This window comes from Bowmanella pacifica (assembly GCF_014645355.1).
Lineage (GTDB): Bacteria > Pseudomonadota > Gammaproteobacteria > Enterobacterales > Alteromonadaceae > Bowmanella > Bowmanella pacifica.
On record NZ_BMLS01000004.1, the window covers coordinates 180,030 to 199,201 of the forward strand.

16 protein-coding genes are annotated in these 19,172 nt (G+C 50.7%); 13 read left to right on the plus strand and 3 right to left on the minus strand.

The features are described 5' to 3' along the window. Window positions 1-2 precede the first annotated feature (2 nt). The 10 genes from IEX02_RS13640 to IEX02_RS13685 all read left to right on the plus strand — a co-directional run bounded on the left by IEX02_RS13640 (window position 3) and on the right by IEX02_RS13685 (window position 10,531). Entirely contained in the window at window positions 3-1,322 is a 1,320-nt protein-coding gene (locus tag IEX02_RS13640; protein ID WP_188696209.1) for an N-acetylmuramoyl-L-alanine amidase, read from the plus strand. 12 nt (window positions 1,323-1,334) lie between these two features. Further along, a complete protein-coding gene (gene mutL / locus IEX02_RS13645; protein WP_188696212.1) occupies window positions 1,335-3,035 on the plus strand; it encodes a DNA mismatch repair endonuclease MutL in 1,701 nt (566 codons plus the stop codon). Continuing rightward, a complete protein-coding gene (gene miaA / locus IEX02_RS13650; protein ID WP_188696215.1) occupies window positions 3,025-3,945 on the plus strand; it encodes a tRNA (adenosine(37)-N6)-dimethylallyltransferase MiaA in 921 nt (306 codons plus the stop codon). Before mutL ends, miaA begins: the two co-directional genes overlap by 11 nt. 126 nt (window positions 3,946-4,071) lie before the next feature. Next, entirely contained in the window at window positions 4,072-4,323 is a 252-nt protein-coding gene (gene hfq, locus IEX02_RS13655; RefSeq protein WP_102794540.1) for an RNA chaperone Hfq, read from the plus strand. 22 nt (window positions 4,324-4,345) lie between these two features. Beyond that, entirely contained in the window at window positions 4,346-5,638 is a 1,293-nt protein-coding gene (gene hflX, locus IEX02_RS13660; protein WP_188696218.1) for a ribosome rescue GTPase HflX, read from the plus strand. A 36-nt stretch (window positions 5,639-5,674) separates the two neighbouring features. Next, window positions 5,675-6,826, plus strand: coding sequence for an FtsH protease activity modulator HflK (hflK, locus tag IEX02_RS13665; protein ID WP_188696220.1), 1,152 nt, complete (start codon window positions 5,675-5,677; stop codon window positions 6,824-6,826). 3 nt (window positions 6,827-6,829) lie between these two features. Further along, on the plus strand, window positions 6,830-7,717 hold the full coding sequence (hflC, locus tag IEX02_RS13670; RefSeq protein WP_188696223.1) for a protease modulator HflC: 888 nt from the start codon (window positions 6,830-6,832) through the stop codon (window positions 7,715-7,717). 45 nt (window positions 7,718-7,762) lie between these two features. Further along, window positions 7,763-8,923, plus strand: coding sequence for an aminotransferase class V-fold PLP-dependent enzyme (locus IEX02_RS13675; RefSeq protein WP_188696224.1), 1,161 nt, complete (start codon window positions 7,763-7,765; stop codon window positions 8,921-8,923). Beyond that, the gene (locus IEX02_RS13680; protein WP_188696227.1) at window positions 8,920-9,108 is read left to right on the plus strand and encodes a DUF2065 domain-containing protein; all 189 of its coding nucleotides are present in this window, start codon (window positions 8,920-8,922) and stop codon (window positions 9,106-9,108) included. Before IEX02_RS13675 ends, IEX02_RS13680 begins: the two co-directional genes overlap by 4 nt. 124 nt (window positions 9,109-9,232) lie before the next feature. Beyond that, the gene (locus IEX02_RS13685; RefSeq protein WP_188696230.1) at window positions 9,233-10,531 is read left to right on the plus strand and encodes an adenylosuccinate synthase; all 1,299 of its coding nucleotides are present in this window, start codon (window positions 9,233-9,235) and stop codon (window positions 10,529-10,531) included. 59 nt (window positions 10,532-10,590) lie between these two features. On the opposite strand, the gene IEX02_RS13690 is transcribed toward IEX02_RS13685, so the two are convergent. Further along, window positions 10,591-11,310: a hypothetical protein gene (locus IEX02_RS13690; RefSeq protein WP_188696233.1), complete on the minus strand. Its 720-nt coding sequence runs from the start codon at window positions 11,308-11,310 to the stop codon at window positions 10,591-10,593. Window positions 11,311-11,529: 219 nt separating this feature from the next. On the opposite strand from IEX02_RS13690, the gene IEX02_RS13695 reads away from it, so the two are divergent. Next, window positions 11,530-12,087: an ECF-type sigma factor gene (locus IEX02_RS13695; RefSeq protein ID WP_188696236.1), complete on the plus strand. Its 558-nt coding sequence runs from the start codon at window positions 11,530-11,532 to the stop codon at window positions 12,085-12,087. A gap of 107 nt (window positions 12,088-12,194) precedes the next feature. Here IEX02_RS13695 and fadA read toward each other — a convergent pair whose 3' ends face one another. Both fadA and fadB read right to left on the minus strand, forming a co-directional pair. After that, window positions 12,195-13,358 carry an acetyl-CoA C-acyltransferase FadA gene (gene fadA / locus IEX02_RS13700; RefSeq protein WP_188696238.1) on the minus strand — a complete coding sequence of 388 codons (1,164 nt, stop codon included), beginning with the start codon at window positions 13,356-13,358 and terminating at the stop codon, window positions 12,195-12,197. 15 nt (window positions 13,359-13,373) lie between these two features. Then, window positions 13,374-15,515, minus strand: coding sequence for a fatty acid oxidation complex subunit alpha FadB (gene fadB, locus IEX02_RS13705; protein WP_188696241.1), 2,142 nt, complete (start codon window positions 15,513-15,515; stop codon window positions 13,374-13,376). Window positions 15,516-15,830: 315 nt separating this feature from the next. On the opposite strand from fadB, the gene IEX02_RS13710 reads away from it, so the two are divergent. Both IEX02_RS13710 and pepQ read left to right on the plus strand, forming a co-directional pair. Beyond that, window positions 15,831-17,744, plus strand: coding sequence for a transglycosylase SLT domain-containing protein (locus IEX02_RS13710; RefSeq protein ID WP_188696243.1), 1,914 nt, complete (start codon window positions 15,831-15,833; stop codon window positions 17,742-17,744). A 99-nt stretch (window positions 17,745-17,843) separates the two neighbouring features. After that, window positions 17,844-19,163 (plus strand): Xaa-Pro dipeptidase, encoded by a 1,320-nt coding sequence (gene pepQ / locus IEX02_RS13715; RefSeq protein ID WP_188696246.1) that lies wholly within the window; start codon window positions 17,844-17,846, stop codon window positions 19,161-19,163. The last annotated feature ends 9 nt before the right edge of the window (window positions 19,164-19,172 follow it).

Genomic DNA, 19,172 nt, shown 5'->3' on the forward strand with positions numbered 1-19,172 from the left:
GCATGGCACATAAGAGACTTTATTCCTGGCTAACCTTGTTGCTGACCTTGTTCAGCGCCCTGGCTGTGGCCAAAAATCAGGTAGATGGTGTTCGCATCTGGCCTTCGCCGTCGAATACCCGGGTGGTATTCGATATGCAGGATGCCCCCCAATTTACCTATTTCACGCTTAAGAATCCCCACCGCTTGGTCATCGACCTCTCTGATACCGGCAAGAGTCTGGACTTTGCCAAGATTCAAAACGACAGCAAGCTGATCAAGCGCCTGCGTTACAGTAATGCCAAGGATAAGAATGCCATTCGAGTGGTGTTCGATCTGACCGAAGCAGTCGACACGCAGATATTCGCCCTTCCCCCTACCGCCCCTTATGGCAACCGTTTGGTTATTGATATCGGCGGTAAAAGCGAGAGCGTCGCGGCCACCGTCAAACGCAGTGACCAAAGTGAAAACCGGGATATTGTTATTGCCATTGATGCCGGGCATGGCGGCGAGGATCCAGGGTCCATCGGCTACGCGGGCAGTTATGAAAAAAATGTCACTCTTAGCGTCGCTAAGATGCTGGCGGATAGAATCAACCGAACCCCGGGAATGAAAGCGGCCATGATCCGTACCGGGGACTATTATATTCACCCCAACAAACGGGCCGATATGGCCAGACAACGTAAGGCCGATTTATTTCTCTCCATTCACGCCGATGCTTATACCACGCCACAGCCCAGTGGCGCCTCAGTGTGGGTACTGTCCATGCGCCGTGCTAACTCAGAGTTAGGACGCTGGCTGGAAAACAGCGAAAAACATTCAGAGCTGTTGGGCGGTGCCGCTGAGGTGATTCAGGACACTGCCAATGAGCGTTACCTGACCCAAGCCCTGCTGGATATGTCCATGGACCACTCCATTTCCACTAGCTATGAGGTTAGCCGAGAGGTGCTCAGGGAAATGAAGCAAATTACCAAATTGCATAAATCGGTACCTCAGGCGGCCAGTTTGGCGGTATTAACCTCACCGGATATACCGTCTATTCTGGTGGAAACCGGTTTTATCTCAAACCCTCGGGAAGAAAAGAATCTGAACTGGGCGAAATTCCGCGAAGACCTGGCGGATGCCATGTACAATGCGGTCCAGCGCTACTTTAAGCGTATGCCACCGGATGGCACCTTATGGGCTCAGAACAAACGCGACAATCGCACCCATAAGGTTTCTGCAGGAGAATCGCTTTCTTTGTTGGCACAACGCTACAACGTACCGGTTAGCCGACTTAAAGCCGCCAATAACCTGAACTCGGATATGGTTCGTATCGGACAAGTACTGACCATACCTAACTAGCAGTAGAACACCTTGCCAATACAGATATTGCCTGCCCGCCTCGCCAACCAAATTGCCGCAGGCGAGGTAGTAGAACGCCCAGCATCAGTGATCAAGGAACTGGTTGAGAACAGCCTGGATGCCGGTGCCGATAAAATTGACCTGGAAATTGAGCGTGGTGGGCACAAGCGCATCCTGATCCGAGACAATGGCGGCGGTATAGCGCGTGAAGAATTGGAGCTGGCTCTTAGCCGCCACGCCACAAGTAAAATAAGCTGCCTGGATGATTTGGAACAAATCATGAGCCTGGGCTTTCGTGGTGAAGCGCTGGCCAGTATCAGTTCGGTAGCGCGACTAACCCTGACCTCCAAGCCAGCCGCCCAGGCCGAAGCCTGGCAGGCAAAAGCCGAAGGGCGGGATATGGCTGTGCAACTGCAACCTACGGCACATCCTGACGGCACCAGCGTCGAGGTGCTGGATCTGTTTTTTAATACGCCGGCCAGACGTAAATTTCTACGTAGTGAGAAAACCGAATTTCAGCATATCGATGACACGCTCAAGCGCATTGCACTGTCACGCTTTGATGTCGCCTTCAGCCTCAAACACAATGGTAAATTGCTGCGTCATTACCCAAAAGCCAGTAACGACGCCGCCAAACTCAAAAGGGTCACACTGGTTTGTGGTAATGGCTTTGGGCAACATGCCCTGAATATTCAAAGCCAATACCAAGGACTGCAATTACACGGCTGGCTGGCAGAGCAAAGCAGCAATAGTCCGGATCAACAGTATTTCTACGTTAACGGCAGAATGATGCGTGATAAGCTCATTCATCATGCTATTCGTCAGGCTTTTGAAGGGCTACTGCCCCCAGACGGTCATGCCGCTTATGTTCTGTATCTGCAATTAGATGCCAAAGAAGTGGATGTCAACGTTCATCCTGCCAAGCATGAGGTACGCTTTCATCAGGCACGCCTGGTGCATGATTTTATTTTCCGGGCGCTGCAGGATGCACTGGTTAACCTACCCGAGCCAGCAGCGGGTGATGATGATTCCGCGATACCGGTTCGACATATTCCCGCCGCCGAGCCCAGTCACAACTACATTAAGCCGCTCCAAACCAAGGTAAGCGAACCGGCAACCCGGTATCAGGGACAAGGGGTTTCTAATCGCGGGGCGCAGCACTACCAACAGTTAATGCAAACTCCCGCAGCGGCCCAGCCTCCCCTCAGCACAGATAAGCCCTGGTTATTGGTAAATGAGCGCTATCTGCTGCTTAACCATCAGCAACATTGCTGCATGTTGGCGGTCAGGGAACTGTCCAAACTTAACATCAGACACAGTCTGACTTGTGCCGTTAGCCAACCCTTGCTGATGCCGGTATCTCTAAGTCTGAAAAGCTTGCCCAACCTGGATCTGGATAACAAACAAACCACCTTATCTTCGCTGGGCTTTGTGCTGACGCATGACAATAACAGACTCATGCTCAAGCAAGTGCCAGCTGGACTGCGCCAGTTTAACTGGTCCGAACTGCTACCCTTGGTATTGGAGTGTCCAGAAGGCAGCGAAATAGATTGCCTGCTGGATGCCGTGGCCGATAAACAGCAAAACTATGCCGAAGAGCAGGTAAGACAGCTATGGCAGTGGTGTGAGCAACAAGGTTTGCTTACAGACTTACTGGACGAGAAAGCGCGCCCTTTACCATTGGAACAATGGATACAAACCTATGCAGAGTAATTTGCCCCCCGCCATTTTTTTGATGGGCCCAACCGCATCAGGTAAGACAGACCTGGCCATACAGTTGGTACAAAATTACCCCTGTGAAATCATCAGCGTTGACTCGGCGATGATTTATCGTGATATGGATATCGGCACCGCCAAACCTTCCAGCGAAGAGTTACGCCAGGCACCACACCGGTTAATCGATATATTAGATGCCTCACAGGCTTATTCTGCGGCAGATTTTCGCCAGGATGCGCTGCGTGAAATGGCCGAAATTCAGGCCAAAGGAAAGATTCCCTTATTGGTCGGCGGCACCATGATGTACTTTAAGGTGCTGTTGGAAGGTATCTCCCCGCTGCCTTCGTCAGATGCCACAGTGCGCGCTGAGATTGAGCAAAGAGCCGGCACAGAGGGATGGCAGGCACTGCATGATGAGCTCAAACAGAAAGACCCGGTATCCGCGGCCCGTATTCATCCTAATGATCCGCAGCGCCTGACCCGGGCGCTGGAGGTAATTTATCTGACCGGCCGCAGTTTGACTGACTTGACTCAGGAAAAAACGCCCCCATTACCTTATCAGGTATTCCAATTTGCTATAGCGCCGGATGACCGGGACGTGTTACATAATCGGATAGCGCTGCGCTTTGATCAGATGCTGGCGCAAGGCTTTGAAGACGAAGTAAAAAAATTTTACGCAAGGGCAGATCTACATCTAAACTTGCCTTCTATGCGATGTGTTGGCTATCGTCAAATGTGGGAATATCTGGACAGCAGGTATGACCATCAAGAGATGCGTTATCGGGCTATAGTAGCAACCCGACAATTAGCCAAACGCCAGTTAACCTGGTTGCGTGGCTGGCAAGATATTCACTGGTTGGATACCTTTGCAACGGACAATTTGTCGTTGGTCGTGGAAAAGCTGTAAAGCCCCGATCCTTAACGGCCTGTAGCTATACAGGCAGGACAAAAACTGTATAATCGAAAAGCTGGCGAGGTGTCTCAATCGTAGCGGGCGAGGCACTGAGATAATAAAAATAAAAGGATAATGAAAATGGCGAAAGGCCAATCACTGCAAGATCCCTTTTTAAATGCGCTGAGAAAAGAACGAGTGCCGGTATCTATTTACCTGGTCAATGGTATCAAGTTGCAGGGACAGGTCGAATCTTTCGATCAATTTGTAATTCTGTTGAAGAATACAGTTAGCCAGATGGTATATAAACATGCCATTTCAACTGTAGTGCCAGCTCGTCCGATTCCAATGATTGCTAATCCTCAGTCAAACCAAGATAATGACGAGGACTAATCATTTCTTTTGGAGATGACGCTTGTTTGACCGTTATGAAGCAGGTGAGCAGGCTGTACTTGTACATATAGACTTCCCAGACGAAAGCAGCAGAGAAGATTTGCACGAGTTGCAAATGCTGGTTTCGTCAGCCGGTGTCAATGCTGTAGGTCTAGTGACGGGTTCCCGTACCAGCCCTAGTGCCAAATATTTTGTCGGTAGCGGCAAAGCCGAAGAGATCGCGCAACAGGTACAAATATCTGGTGCGGATGTGGTGATCTTTAATCATGCCTTGTCACCCTCACAAGAACGCAACCTGGAAAAACTGTGTAAATGCCGGGTATTAGACCGTACTGGTCTGATTCTGGATATTTTTGCCCAACGCGCACGCACCCATGAAGGTAAATTACAGGTAGAACTGGCCCAGCTCAGGCATATATCTACCCGACTAATCCGTGGTTGGACTCACCTTGAAAGACAAAAAGGTGGTATCGGTCTGCGTGGTCCAGGTGAAACTCAGTTGGAAACAGACCGTCGTTTACTGCGTGCCAGAATCGATCATATTTTACGGCGCCTGGCAAAAGTGCAGAAACAGCGGGAACAAGGACGCCGGGCCAGAAACCGAGCTGAAATTCCCACCGTGTCACTGGTTGGTTATACCAATGCGGGTAAGTCTACCTTGTTCAACACCCTGACCGCCGCCGGTGTATACGCCGCCGATCAGCTGTTTGCTACGCTAGACCCCACGCTGCGCAAGATACAGTTGCAGGATGTGGGTCCGGCAATATTGGCCGATACGGTTGGTTTTATCCGCCACCTGCCCCATGATCTGGTAGCGGCCTTTAAAGCAACCTTACAAGAGACCCAGGAAGCTGATTTACTGCTGCATGTGGTGGACTACGCAGATGAGCAATATAAAGACAATATTGATCAGGTGAATCAGGTTCTGGATGAAATCGATGCAGGTGAAGTCCCACAATTGACGATTTGTAACAAAATCGACTTGCTGGAAGGCATGACACCCCGCATAGATAGAGATGAAGACGGCCGCCCTATCAGGGTGTGGCTATCTGCCCAGCAGGGAGTGGGAACCGAGCTGTTATTCCAGGCGCTAACAGACTGCCTGGGGCGTAGCATGGTACAGTATCAGCTGCGAATTCCACCCAATGAGGGTAAATTACGTGGTGCCTTATATAACCTGCATTGCATTTCGGCAGAGTCTTATGCCGAAGATGGCGATTGGGTAGTGGATGTCAGGATGCCAGCTAAAGACTGGCACCGGTTGGAAAAGAATGTCAGCCAGGAGCTGACCAGCTTTGTCGTCCACAAACACTGAAGTCTGAATTAATTATTTATCAATACGGAGAAACACATGGCTTGGAATGAGCCTGGAGGCAACAACAACGATCCCTGGAAGAATCGCGGCAGCCGCGATCAGGGTCCTCCTGATCTGGACGAAGTTTTCAAGAAGTTCTTCGACAAACTCGGCGGTTTTGGCGGCGGTGGTAAGTCATCCGGCAAGGGCTTTGGTGGCCTTGGTCTGGGGCTGATTGTTGGTATTCTTATCGCAGTCTGGTTTATCAGCGGCTTCTATACCCTGAAAGAAGCTGAGCGCGGCGTGGTGCTGCGTTTTGGTAAGTTCCATAGCTTCCAGGAACCTGGTCTGCGTTGGAAACCAACCTTTGTCGATACGGTTTACCCGGTGAACGTGCAATCTGTACGCTCCATGCCATCCTCGGGCTTTATGCTGACCGAAGATGAGAACGTGGTACGCGTCGATATGGAAATCCAATACCGGGTTATGGATCCGTTCAAATATACATTCGCCGTAGTCGACCCTGACGAAAGCTTGCGCCATGCTTTGGACGCCGCCATTCGTTATGTAGTCGGCCATTCTAAGATGGACGAAGTACTGACTCGCGGCCGTGAAGTGGCCCGTCAGGAAGTCCGTGACGAATTGAACGGCATTATCGCTCCCTACAGCATGGGTATCGAAATTCTGGATGTGAACTTTAAAGATGCTCGTCCGCCTGAAGAAGTAAAAGCGGCATTTGATGACGCCATTGCCGCTCAGGAAGACGAACAGCGCTATATCCGTGAAGCTGAAGCGTACGCCAGAGAAATTGAACCTAGAGCCCGTGGTCAGGTAAACCGAATGGAGCAGGAAGCCACCGCGTATAAACAACGTGTCACCCTGGAAGCACGCGGTGAAGTCGCTCGCTTTGAAGAGCTGTTGCCACAATACGTAGCGGCCCCTGAAGTGACCCGTCAGCGTCTTTATCTGGAGACACTGGAAGAGGTTTACGGAAACACCAGCAAAATCATGGTGGATAACAAAGGTAGCGGTAACATGATGTACCTGCCACTGGATAAAATTCTGGAGCGCCAGAACAGTGCCACCCCAGCCCCCGTGTCTTCTAACACTCTGGAAGGCCTGCGAACCAACACGCAAAACCAGACTGCTAATGGCAGTACTAGTAGCACAGGTTCCAGATCTGACAGATTCCGCACCGGGAGGGAGTAAGGCATGAAGAATTTTAGTATTGCACTGATTATCGTGCTGGTAATCCTTGGATTCGGTTCGGTATTTGTAATTGAAGAAGGTTACCGCGGTATTGTTATTCAGTTTGGTAAGGTACGCCGTGACGTAGAAACCGGGCAAACTGTTGTGTATGAACCTGGTATTCATTTGAAGCTGCCTTTTATCGACACGGTTAAACAGCTCACCTCCAAGGTGCAAACCCTGGATGACGGCGCAAACCGTTTCGTCACAGCAGAGAAAAAAGACCTGATCGTGGATTCTTATGTGAAATGGCGCATCAAGGACTTTGCGACCTACTATCTGGCTACCGGTGGATTCAAAGACCAAGCCGAGACGCTGTTAAAGCAGAAAGTTAACAACGGTCTGCGTACCGAGTTTGGTAGCCGCACTATTTCTGAGATTGTATCGGGCGAGCGTTCAGAGCTAATGAACAAAGCCATGAAGCAATCGGCTGAAAGCGCCGTTGAACTAGGTATTGAGATAGTCGATGTGCGGGTTAAGCAAATTAACCTGCCATTGGAAATCAGTAACTCTATCTTTGAACGTATGCGTGCCGAGCGTGCTGCCGTTGCCAAGGAACACCGCTCTCAGGGTCGTGAGCAGGCGGAAATTATCCGTGCTGACATTGATGCCCGAGTAACAGTGATGCTGGCGGATGCAGAGCGTAATGCCAGAAAACTACGCGGTGAAGGTGATGCAGAAGCGGCCAAGATTTACGCCGACGCCTACACTAAAAACGCGGAGTTCTACGCCTTCCTGCGCAGCATGGATGCCTACCGTAAGAGCTTCAATAGCAAGCAGGATGTGTTGATTCTTGAGCCGGACAGCGACTTCTTCCGCTACATGAATAACACTAAAGGTAAGCAAAACTGATAAAGGGCCCCCAGGGGCCCTTTTGCTATTAGCAAGAGGCCAACCTTGTACCAACATCTGTACCGCCGCTTTCTCGATGCCAATAAAGGTAAACAGCACTTTGCCTGCCACAGCCATCACTACTGGCCGGATGTGACCCGTGATGCCATGTTGCAATATTGGGATGACACAGCGGCTCTGGTAGACGACAAATGGCAGCATTTGTTTAGCGAAAAACTACCGCAGGTACAGCAATCTATTGCCGACACCCTGAATACCGGTATGCCAGAACAACTGGCCTTTGCCCCCAATACCCATGAACTGCTATACCGTATTCTCAGTTGTCTGGACTGGCAAAAACCGCTGAAAATCCTCACCACAGACAGTGAATTTCACAGCTTCAATCGCCAGATAAGCAGGCTGGACGAACTGGATAACCTCAGTCTCTGCCGTATTGATACCCTGCCCTTTGATAGCTTTGAACAGCGCTTTGCCGAGGCAATACAAAGTGATGACTGGGATGTTATTTTCTTCAGCCAGGTGTTTTTTAATTCAGGCCTTGCGGTCAAAAACTTAAACAGCCTGGTCAATAGCGCACCTGCCAAGACTATTGTGGTGGTTGATGGTTATCATGGGTTTATGGCGATCCCTACAGATTTGTCCGCTATCGCAGAGCGGGCTTTCTATCTTGCCGGCGGGTATAAATATGCCCAGGGAGGCGAAGGCTGTTGCTTTTTGCATGTGCCGCCCAACTGTCAGTTACGTCCCGCTTACACGGGTTGGTTTGCAGAATTCGGTGAACTCGACCAGGCCAAGACCGGCCAGGTAGGCTATGCCACCAACGGTATGCGCTTTGCGGGTGCCACCATGGATTTCTCCCCCTTATACCGTTTAGCCGCGGTGCAACAGTTGTACCGTAAAGAAGGACTGGGTGTCGCCGCTATCCATGCCTATGTGCAAAATTTACAACAGGCATTCTTGCAACACCTGGACGCATTGCAGCATCCCGAACTAAACAGACAAAACCTACTGACAAACGACTTGTCCCACCACGGTCATTTCCTGACCTTTAAATTGCAAAGCGCAGAGAAGGTGCAGCAGTTGCACAAGCAACTGAACAATCATGGGGTGATTACGGATGCCAGAGGTGATCGACTGCGTTTTGGTTTTGCCCTCTACCACAATCAGGCAGATTATGACTTGAGTTGTCTGAGGGAATCCGCATGACGGACACCTTATGGATAGCGCTGGCCTTGGTGTTGATATTAGAAGGCATCGGCCCCCTGCTGTTTCCTAATCGCTGGCAGGGTTTTATGCGGCAATTGGCCAGTCAGGCCCCTCAACAGCTGAGAACCATGGGTGGTGCTATGGTAACCATCGGCCTGGTTGCGCTGTATTTTTTACTGAATTAACTGGAAATTTCCCGTGGTAGCAAGGGATTAGCGCCCCTCTGCAGGGATTTCCCGGAAAACAGATGATCTAACTGCTCGAAATTTGATAGAATCCCCGCCTAATTTTCTGACCTCTTTTTAATCCATGGCAAAAAACGTTGTAGTGCTCGGCACCCAATGGGGTGATGAGGGTAAAGGTAAGGTCGTTGATCTGTTAACAGACAAGGCCAAATTCGTTGTACGTTACCAAGGCGGCCATAATGCCGGTCATACCTTGGTCATCAACGGCGAAAAAACCGTTTTGCACCTGATCCCTTCAGGCGTACTACGTGACAACGTTACCTGTGTAATTGGTAACGGTGTTGTGCTAAGTCCTGAAGCCTTGATGAAAGAAATCAAGATGCTGGAAGAACGCGGTGTACCGGTTAAAGAACGCTTGGTCATCAGCGAAGCCTGCCCACTTATTCTGCCCTACCATATTGCTTTGGATTTGGCGCGCGAGAAAGCCCGTGGTAACAATCCTATCGGCACCACAGGCCGTGGTATTGGCCCCGCTTATGAAGATAAGATCGCTCGTCGCTGCCTGCGTGTGGGCGATCTGTTCTGTGCAGAAACATTTGCAGCACGCCTGAAAGAAATCGTTGAGTTCCATAACTTCGCGCTGACGCAATACTACAAAGTTGAGCCGGTAAGTTACGAAGACGTTTTACAGCAGACCATGGCCATTGCCGATGTCATTAAGGCGATGGTAGTTGATGTACCAGATATGCTCGACAAAGCCCGCCTTAATGGTGATGCCATTATGTTTGAAGGCGCACAAGGCACTCTGCTAGATATCGATCACGGTACCTACCCTTATGTTACCTCTTCCAACACCACCGCCGGTGGCGTTGCAACTGGTGCCGGTTTCGGTCCGTTAAACCTGGACTATGTACTGGGTATTGTTAAAGCCTACACCACTCGTGTTGGCTCAGGCCCTTTCCCAACCGAACTGGACTGTGAAACTGGCCATCACCTTGGAACTAAAGGTCATGAGTTTGGTGCCACTACCGGCCGTAAACGTCGCACCGGTTGGTTTGACGCGGTTGCCATGAAGCGCGCCGTGCAAATCAACAGTATCAGTGGCTTCTGTCTGACCAAACTAGACGTACTGGATGGTTTGGAAACGCTGAAAATCTGCGTAGGCTATAAATTCCCTGACGGTACCGTACGTGACGTACCGCCCATGGCAGCCGACGGTTACGAGAAAGTCACCCCAGTGTACGAAGAAATGCCAGGCTGGAGCGAAAACACCTTTGGTGCTACGACGTTGGAGGCGCTGCCACAAGCCGCCCGCGACTATATCAAACGCATTGAAGAGTTGACCCATGTGCCAGTAGATATCGTTTCCACTGGCCCGGATCGGATGGAGACTATCGTCCTGCGCCATCCATACAGCGCCTGATAAGAAAAAGCCGCATTGCAATGCGGCTTTTTTTGTCTCCGACGTTCAGATAGCATCAATTAATACCCAAGCACCTCGTCATTCTGTCTGGCTACTACCATTTCGGCATTCACTTTTGCCAGCGAATAAAGGGCAATCCCTGTTTCATCAAGATTCCCGTTCAATAATGCATCTCTGACATCCTGTACAGCGGGTGTACCGCTGGCAAAGAGACTGGACGTCACCTCAGGGGTGCGTTGCCACATGGCAATTAAATTACGCAACGAGCGATACAAAGTGACTTTTTTATAGGCATGCTCGTTCTGCATCGTATCCACCCTGCGGGTAAAGAGCACGCCACTAGCGTCACTACCAGGCTGCGCTAGTTTTGACTCCAGCAACATAATGGAGGTCAGTTGCTGTAATACCATCAAGCTGTCTTCACTTAATGGCTGCTGCCGATGTTGGGCCAAGAGCTGCTCCTGCATGGAGGTAACATGTTGAGTTAACAGCCAGGGCTCGGCCAGCAGTTGAAGCAAGGATTCAGCTTGTAGCGAGGTGCTTTCCTCTACCCCAGGTACACCCAGTTCCAGCATTACCGCTTTCCAGCGATGCAGCAGGCTGTTTGGCTCGCCATTCAAGCCAAACAAAGCGAGTTGCTCTGCCAGGTTAGACGCTGGCTGAATTTGAACAGCATTCGGCTCCATAGGTACTTCATTCGCCGCCAAACACTGGACACTCAAAGTAACACTTAAGGCGCCGGCACACAGACCAGACACCAATGCACGATATGCTTTCATCTTCTTTTCTCCTGATAACCTTTCCATAATGGTCATAAAATCGCCTTCACACCTTAAAGCGCTATCGGAAAGAAAATTCAGACATGCATTAACGATATTTTTTATATTTACTTAAAATTACCTGAGCAAACATAAGCATGGCTTGTTGCAAAGCTGCGTAGCTCGGTTATCGTCCTTTTAGTGGTTATAACTAAACCTGACTGGCAGAATAAGGCTTATATGAGTACCTCCGCGACTTTTACACAACAACTAGACCGCTGGCAGTCCGGCGATCCTAATGCCTTCGCTCAGGTCACCGAATTGATTTATCAGGAGCTACATCGCCTGGCATGTAAAGAAATGGCTAAAGAGCGTAAGAGCCACACCCTGCAAGCCACAGCCCTGGTCAATGAAGCCTTTTTGAGACTGGCCGATGCCAATTTGTCCTGCACCGACCGACGGCATTTCTTTTCTCTGGCCGCCCGCACGTTAAGGCGTATTCTGGTTGATCATGCCAGACAGAATGCACGTCAAAAACGTGGGCAAAATGGCCAGCGTCTGACCTTGCATGAATCTATGCTGGCCAATGCCGCATCACAGATGGACGTATTAGAACTGGATGACGCCCTCAGCCAGTTAGCTAGTCAGGATCATCGTAAGGCGGAGATCATTGAGCTGCAGTTTTTTGCTGGAATGACCAATGAAGAAATAGCCGAATTACTGGACCTGTCCAGTAAAACCATAGAGCGCGACAGTAAATTTGCCCGCGCCTGGCTACACCGATTTTTAAGTCAGTAGCATTGCTAACGAAAGCGTCAAACGCCCTTAGCATGGCCTCTATCACCGCTCATAAAAAACGCCGCGAAAGCGGCGTTTTTAAATTAACGATTTGGCTTAGAAAAGCATCACACTCTTTCGAAAACGGTAGCAATACCCTGCCCTAATCCAATACACATGGTCGCCAGGCCGACAGACTTGTCGTTGGCTTCCATCAGATTGATTAAGGTAGTAGAAATACGCGCTCCGGAGCAGCCCAGCGGGTGGCCCAGCGCAATTGCACCGCCATTGAGGTTCACTTTCTCATCGTAGCTTTCCAGCCAGCCTAATTGCTTAATACAAGACAGAGCCTGAGCTGCAAAGGCTTCGTTGAACTCGGCTATCTCAATATCATCCATGCTCATACCTGCAGCTTTTAACGCCTTCTTGGTTGCCGGTACAGGACCGTAACCCATAATAGCCGCATCACAACCCGCCACGCCCATAGAGCGAAGTTTGGCGCGAGGTGTCAGGCCCAACGCTTTGGCTTTGTCAGCAGACATCACCAGCATGGCTGAGGCACCATCAGAAATGGCAGATGCCGTGCCCGCAGTTACCGTGCCGTTTACCGGGTCAAACACCGGCCGCAGACCCGCCAGCGTCTCCACTGTGGTATCCGGACGAACCACCTCGTCATAGTCCACCAAGGTCAACGCGCCATCGGCATCATGACCTTCAATGGCGGCAATTTCTGACGCCCAGCGTCCTTCCAGCGCTGCCTGATGCGCACGTTGGTGTGAACGGGCACCAAATACATCCTGCATTTCACGGCTAATACCATTCTGACGCCCCAGCAATTCGGCGGTCATGCCCATATTGCCAGATGCCTTAGCGGTATGTTTCGCCAGTCCAGGATGAAAATCTATGTTGAAGTTCATGGGCACATGACCCATATGCTCCACACCACCTATGATATACACATCGCCTTTGCCAGCCATGATGCCACAAGCCGCATCGTGCAAAGCCTGCATGGAAGAGCCGCACAAGCGATTCACCGTTACCGCAGGCACAGAACGGGGGATCCCCGTCAGTAACTGGGCATTGCGGGCAATGTTAAAGCCCTGCTCTTTGGTTTGCTGCACACAGCCCCAAATAATGTCATCAATTTCGCTTGGGTCTAAGGCGCTGTTACGCTCAAGCAATTGGGTCATCAGGTGTGCAGACAATGTTTCGGCGCGCACATTGCGAAATACGCCGCCCTTGGAACGCCCCATAGGGGTGCGAATGCAATCGACTATTACCACGTCTTTCATGATGTTCTCCCAACCTTAAGCGAAATAGGACTTGCCGGATGCAGCCATTTCGCGCAGTCCGTCAGTGATCTGATAAATAGGGCCAAGGGCAGCGTATTTGTCAGCCAAAGCCACAAAATTCGCCAGTCCCATGCTTTCCATATAGCGGAAGATACCGCCGCGGAAAGGAGGGAAGCCAAGGCCGTACAACAGTGCCATATCCGCTTCAGCTGCGCTGGCCACAATACCTTCTTCCAGACAACGTACCGCTTCGTTTGCCATTGGAATCATCAAACGGGCCATCACTTCTTCTGCATCAAATTCACGGTGCTCAATATTAATGAGCTTGTAGGCTTCCTCAGCGGCGGTTTTGCTCGGCTTGCCGCGCTTATCGACCGCGAAGTCATAGAAGCCTTTACCGTTCTTCTGACCCAAACGCCCGGCCTGGTACAGGCTCTGAATAGGATCATTGCCGATACGCTGCATACGCTCAGGAATACCCTCGGCCATGACGCCTGCGGCATGATCTGCCGTATCCATACCTACTACGTCCAGCAGGTAAGCCGGGCCCATAGGCCAACCGAAAATTTTCTCCATCACCTTATCAACGGCAACAAAATCCGCCCCATCCAGCAGCAGTTGACTGAAACCGGCGAAGTAAGGGAACAACACACGGTTAACCAGGAATCCGGGGCAGTCATTAACCACTATGGGGGTTTTGCCCATTTTCAGGGAAAAGGCCACCACAGCAGCAATAGTCTCGTCGCTGGTTTTCTCACCACGAATGATTTCCACCAATGGCATCTTATGCACAGGGTTGAAGAAGTGCATACCACAAAAGCGCTCTGGTTTATCCAGACTGGCCGCCAGGCTGTTTATGGAAATTGTTGAGGTATTGGAACAAATAATGGCGTCTGCGCTCACGGCCTGTTCGGTTTCTTTTAGAACCGCCGCTTTCACCTTAGGATTTTCCACCACCGCTTCGATCACAATGTCAGCATCCTTAATGGCGCTGTATTCCAGGCTGGGAACAATATTATTCAGGGTAGCCGCCATGGTTTTGCCATCGACCTTACCGCGCTCCATGCCTTTACCGAGGATTTTAGCGGCTTCGTTCAGGCCAAGTTGCAGGGCATCCTGACGAATGTCTTTCATTACCGTCGGCGTGCCTTTTACAGCCGACTGATAGGCAATGCCGCCGCCCATAATACCGGCACCCAGTACGGCAGCCTGTTTAATATCCTTACTGGCAGACTTAGCTTGTTTCTTCCCTTTACTCTTCACCAGTTGATCGGCCATGAATATACCGATTTGGGCCGTAGCCGCATCGGTTTTGGCCAAGGCCACAAAGCCTTCATTTTCCAGTTTCAATGCGCCTTCACGATCCATTCCCGCGGCTTTAGCCAGGGTATCTACCACCATATGGGGCGCAGGATAATGACGCCCAGCCACTGCGGTAACCATGGCCTTGGCCGTGGCGAAACTCATCATGGATTCGTTGGCGTTGAGACTTAAGGGAGATTTTTTCTGCTGACGGCGCGTCTGCCAATCCAAACGACCTTCAATGGCCTGCTTGAGCATACTCATTGCTGCATCACGCAATTTGTCTGCACCCACTACTGCATCAATGGCACCATCGGCCAGCGCTTGTTCAGGCTTTTTATCGCGTCCACTGGTCATCCATTCCAATGCATTGTCAGCACCAATGATTCGGGGTAAACGCACCGTGCCACCAAAACCCGGCATCAGGCCTAGCTTAACTTCGGGCAAACCAATTCTGGCCGTGTTGTCTGCAACCCGAAAATCACAGGCCAGGGTCATTTCACAGCCGCCACCCAGGGCAAAGCCGTTTACCGCAGCAATGGTTGGGAAGGGCAGGTCTTCAAAACGATCAAACACCTGCGAGGTTTTGGCTACCCAGCTCAATATCTCCTGCTCAGGTAAAGCAAACAAACCATTAAACTCGGTAATATCAGCGCCAACGATAAAAGCCCCTTTATTGGAGCGCACCACGGCACCTTTAATGCCCGCATTGCTTTCTAGCGCTGCGCACAATTCGTTGAGTTCGGACACGGTTTGTTGGTCAAATTTATTCACCGAACCGGCGGCATCAAATACCACCTCGGCAATGCCATCATCCAACAAGGACGCAGACAGGCTGTTACCTTGATATATCATGTTGCTCTCCTTTGGCCATCTATGCTGATGGTGCAGCGCCCAGACAGGTCGGGGCACAAATGTAGGGTGGCTCAATTCTTGTTTATGGCGTATTAAATTTCAACCGAAATTCAAACAATTGTTTAAATAATTTTTCATCCTTGTAAAAAATCAAAGAAACTCAATTAGCTAGCGGCAAGTGCCAGCGCAAAGTACAAAAAACATACAAAACATAAACCTTTTAGTCTTTCTGCATACTTGATTCTCGGGCGACTATCATTAATCTAATGGGTCCCACGCTCGCTCAGGAGGCTGGTTATGGTGGTCGTCTCTACAATGCGAAAATTAGCAGCCATGCTGGCGCTGATTCCCCTCTCTTTACTGGCCAATGACAAGCTGGAGCAGCAGCGTGCCCAGTTTATTGATGCTGAAAAGTGGAGTTACTATCCTGACAGCCAGGCTTTTCAGGACGCGGTCAAACAGCTAGACGGCTATCCCCTGTTACCCTATCTGCAACAAACGGCCTTGTTATCTGGCCTTAACCTCAGCCGCGAGCAGCAAATAGCGTCATTTTTAACCGACTACGCCGACACGCCACTTGACCGCGAGGTACGAGAGAAGTGGCTGCATTATCTGGCTAAGCGTAATGACCAGAAGCGTTTTTTAAAGTACTACCGGGACACCGGGGATAGCACCTTAAGGTGCACTAATGCCGCTTATCGCCTGAATCAACCGGCACAGCGTCAACAGGCCTATGCCTTAGTGCCCGAGTTGTGGTTGGTAGGCAAGTCTCAGGACAAGGCCTGTGACAAAGTATTTAAACAATGGACAGAGGCAGGCTACCGCTCCGCGCCACTGGTATTGGAGCGTTTGGTTTTAGCCGCTGACGGCGGCGACCATACCCTGGTGCCTTATTTGAAATCGCTATTGCCGGCTTCTCAACAGTATCTTGGCGACCTATGGCTGAATGCCAGACGCAATCCAGCCTCTGTCAGCCGGCTGAATAAGTTTCCCAACAAAAACCCCGCCCAGGAGCGTCAGGTTGTTATCTATGCACTGAAACGCCTGATTTGGCGCGACCAGGCATTGGCCATAAAAACCTGGCAACGTGCTGCGGAAAAGTTTCAGTTTGACCCGGTAGAAGAACAGAGCGTCGCCGCAGGTTTTGCCATCGCCCTGGCAGTGGAAGATCACCCTCAGGCTGAATTTTGGCTGGAGAGAGCGAATCGCGGTGACGGCAATGAGGATATTTTCCGCTGGCACCTCACCCATGTATTACGCCATCAAGATTGGCAGCATGTGGCAGATGTAGTGAACTCAGCCCCCACGGCATTGGAAGAGGATTATTCCAGTCGTTATTGGCTGGCCCGCAGTTATGAGCATCTTAATGATCCCATTAATGCCAAGCGCCAATACGACACCTTATCTACTGTTCGCCATTACTATGGTTTTTTAGCTGCGGGTAAACTTGCCAAGTCGCCAAATCTGGCTGATACCCCGTTACAGATATCTGATGTCGAATTACAACAGGTAGAGAATCTTCCGGCAGCAAAACGTGCCAGGGAGTTTTTGGCGCTGAAACGTTACACTTCCGCGCGCCGCGAATGGTTCCAGCTGCAACGTCATCTTACCCACCAGCAGGGACTGGCAGCCGCGGTTCTGGCGGATCGTTGGGGCTGGCATGATCAGGCTATCTTTGCCTTTTCGCGCCTTGGCTACCTGGACGATGTTAAACGCCGCTTCCCGCTGGCCTTTGACCAACCGCTTATTCAAAGCGCCAGCAAACACCATGTTGATCCTGCCTGGGCCTTTGCCATTGCCAGACGAGAAAGCTCGTTTATGGTGGACGCCAATTCTGGGGTGGGTGCCAAGGGGCTGATGCAGATTATGCCACGCACGGCTCGCGACCTGGCCAAGAAGAAAATCTCTAATCAGGTACTCTTCGATCCTGAAAAGAATGTGGAGTACGGCACCCAATACTTGCGTTATCTGATGGATAAAATGCAGGACAATCCGGTGCTGGCAACCGCCGCCTACAACGCAGGTATGAGCCGGGTGAAACGCTGGCTACCGAAAGACGGTGTGCCCATGGATGTATGGGTGGAAACCATCCCTTACAAAGAAACCCGCAATTACGTAAAAGCGGTCATGGCATACAAACAGATTTACAAACAGCGTCTTGGCCAGGAACAGAACTTGTTTGAAGACCTGGCCAATATGAAAATTTCGGCCTCCATGACCGCGCAATAAAAAGACACCAGTAGCGATAATCCGGTGCTGGGTGGGTTAGTAGTTCCGTCTTGGATATGCTAGTGTACGGGCAAAAATAATCCGTCCCGGAGCACCTCAATGCAGTCATTGGCATCCCTTTATCCACAGCATATCGCCGAGCTTCAGTCACGCACGCTGGAAGCCATTCAGCGAGAAGGCATAGACGGTCTTATCATCCATTCCGGCCAGGCAAAACGTCGTTTTCTGGACGATATGGATTACCCCTTTGCCGTCAACCCGCAGTTTAAAGCCTGGTTACCCGTCTTGGATAACCCTAACTGCTGGCTGATCGTTAACGGTGTCGACAAACCCAAATTGATTTTTTATCGTCCCAAGGACTTCTGGCATAAAGTCCCGCCACCACCTAGTGATTTCTGGGCTGAGCAATTTGATATTGTATTGCTGGCACAGGCCAATCAGGTAGAGAAGCATCTGCCTTATGACAAGCGCCGCTACGCTTATATTGGTGAATATATTGAAGTGGCCAAGGCACTGGGGTTTGAATTGGTGAATCCAGACCGGGTGCTGCATTATCTGCACTTTCACCGCGCTTATAAAACCGATTATGAGCTGGCCTGCCTACGGGAAGCTAACCGTATTGCGGTGCAAGGCCACGAAGCCGCCAAGGCCGCATTTTTTGATGAGCAAAGTGAGTTTGATATTAACCAGGCCTATCTGTCTGCGGTACGTCAGGGCATTAACGAGGTGCCCTACGGTAATATCGTCGCCCTAAATGAAAATGCCGCCATCTTGCATAATATGACGGTAGAAGCACACAAACCCAGCGAGCATCGTTCATTTTTAATTGACGCCGGTGCTCAGTTTCATGGCTATGCCGCCGATATCACCCGCACCTACGCCAAACAACAAAACGAGTTTGCCGAACTAGTGGTGGCGATGGATCAGGTCACCCTGGATTTAGTGGATATGCTTAAACCTGGCATCCCCTATCCGGATCTACATCTTGCCGCACACCAGAAAATCGCCGCACTGCTTAAACATTTTGGTCTGGTCAACCTGTCTGCCGAAGATATTCTGCAGCAAGGCATTACCCGTACCTTCTTCCCCCACGGCATAGGTCATCACTTAGGTCTGCAGGTGCATGATATGGGTGGACTGATGGCCGACGACCGCGGTACTCCCGCGCCGCCGCCCGCAGAACATCCGTTTCTGCGCGCAACCCGTCTCGTTGAGGCGCGCCAGGTCTTTACTGTCGAACCCGGACTGTATTTTATAGACAGTCTGCTGGCCGACCTTAAGGGTAGCGAGCAATCCAAGTACATCAACTGGGACCGCGTCGATCTATTCAGGCCGTTTGGCGGTATCCGCATTGAGGATAACGTTATTGTGCACCGGGAAAGGAATGAAAACATGACCCGCGATCTGGGCCTGAACTAAGTTCGCTGC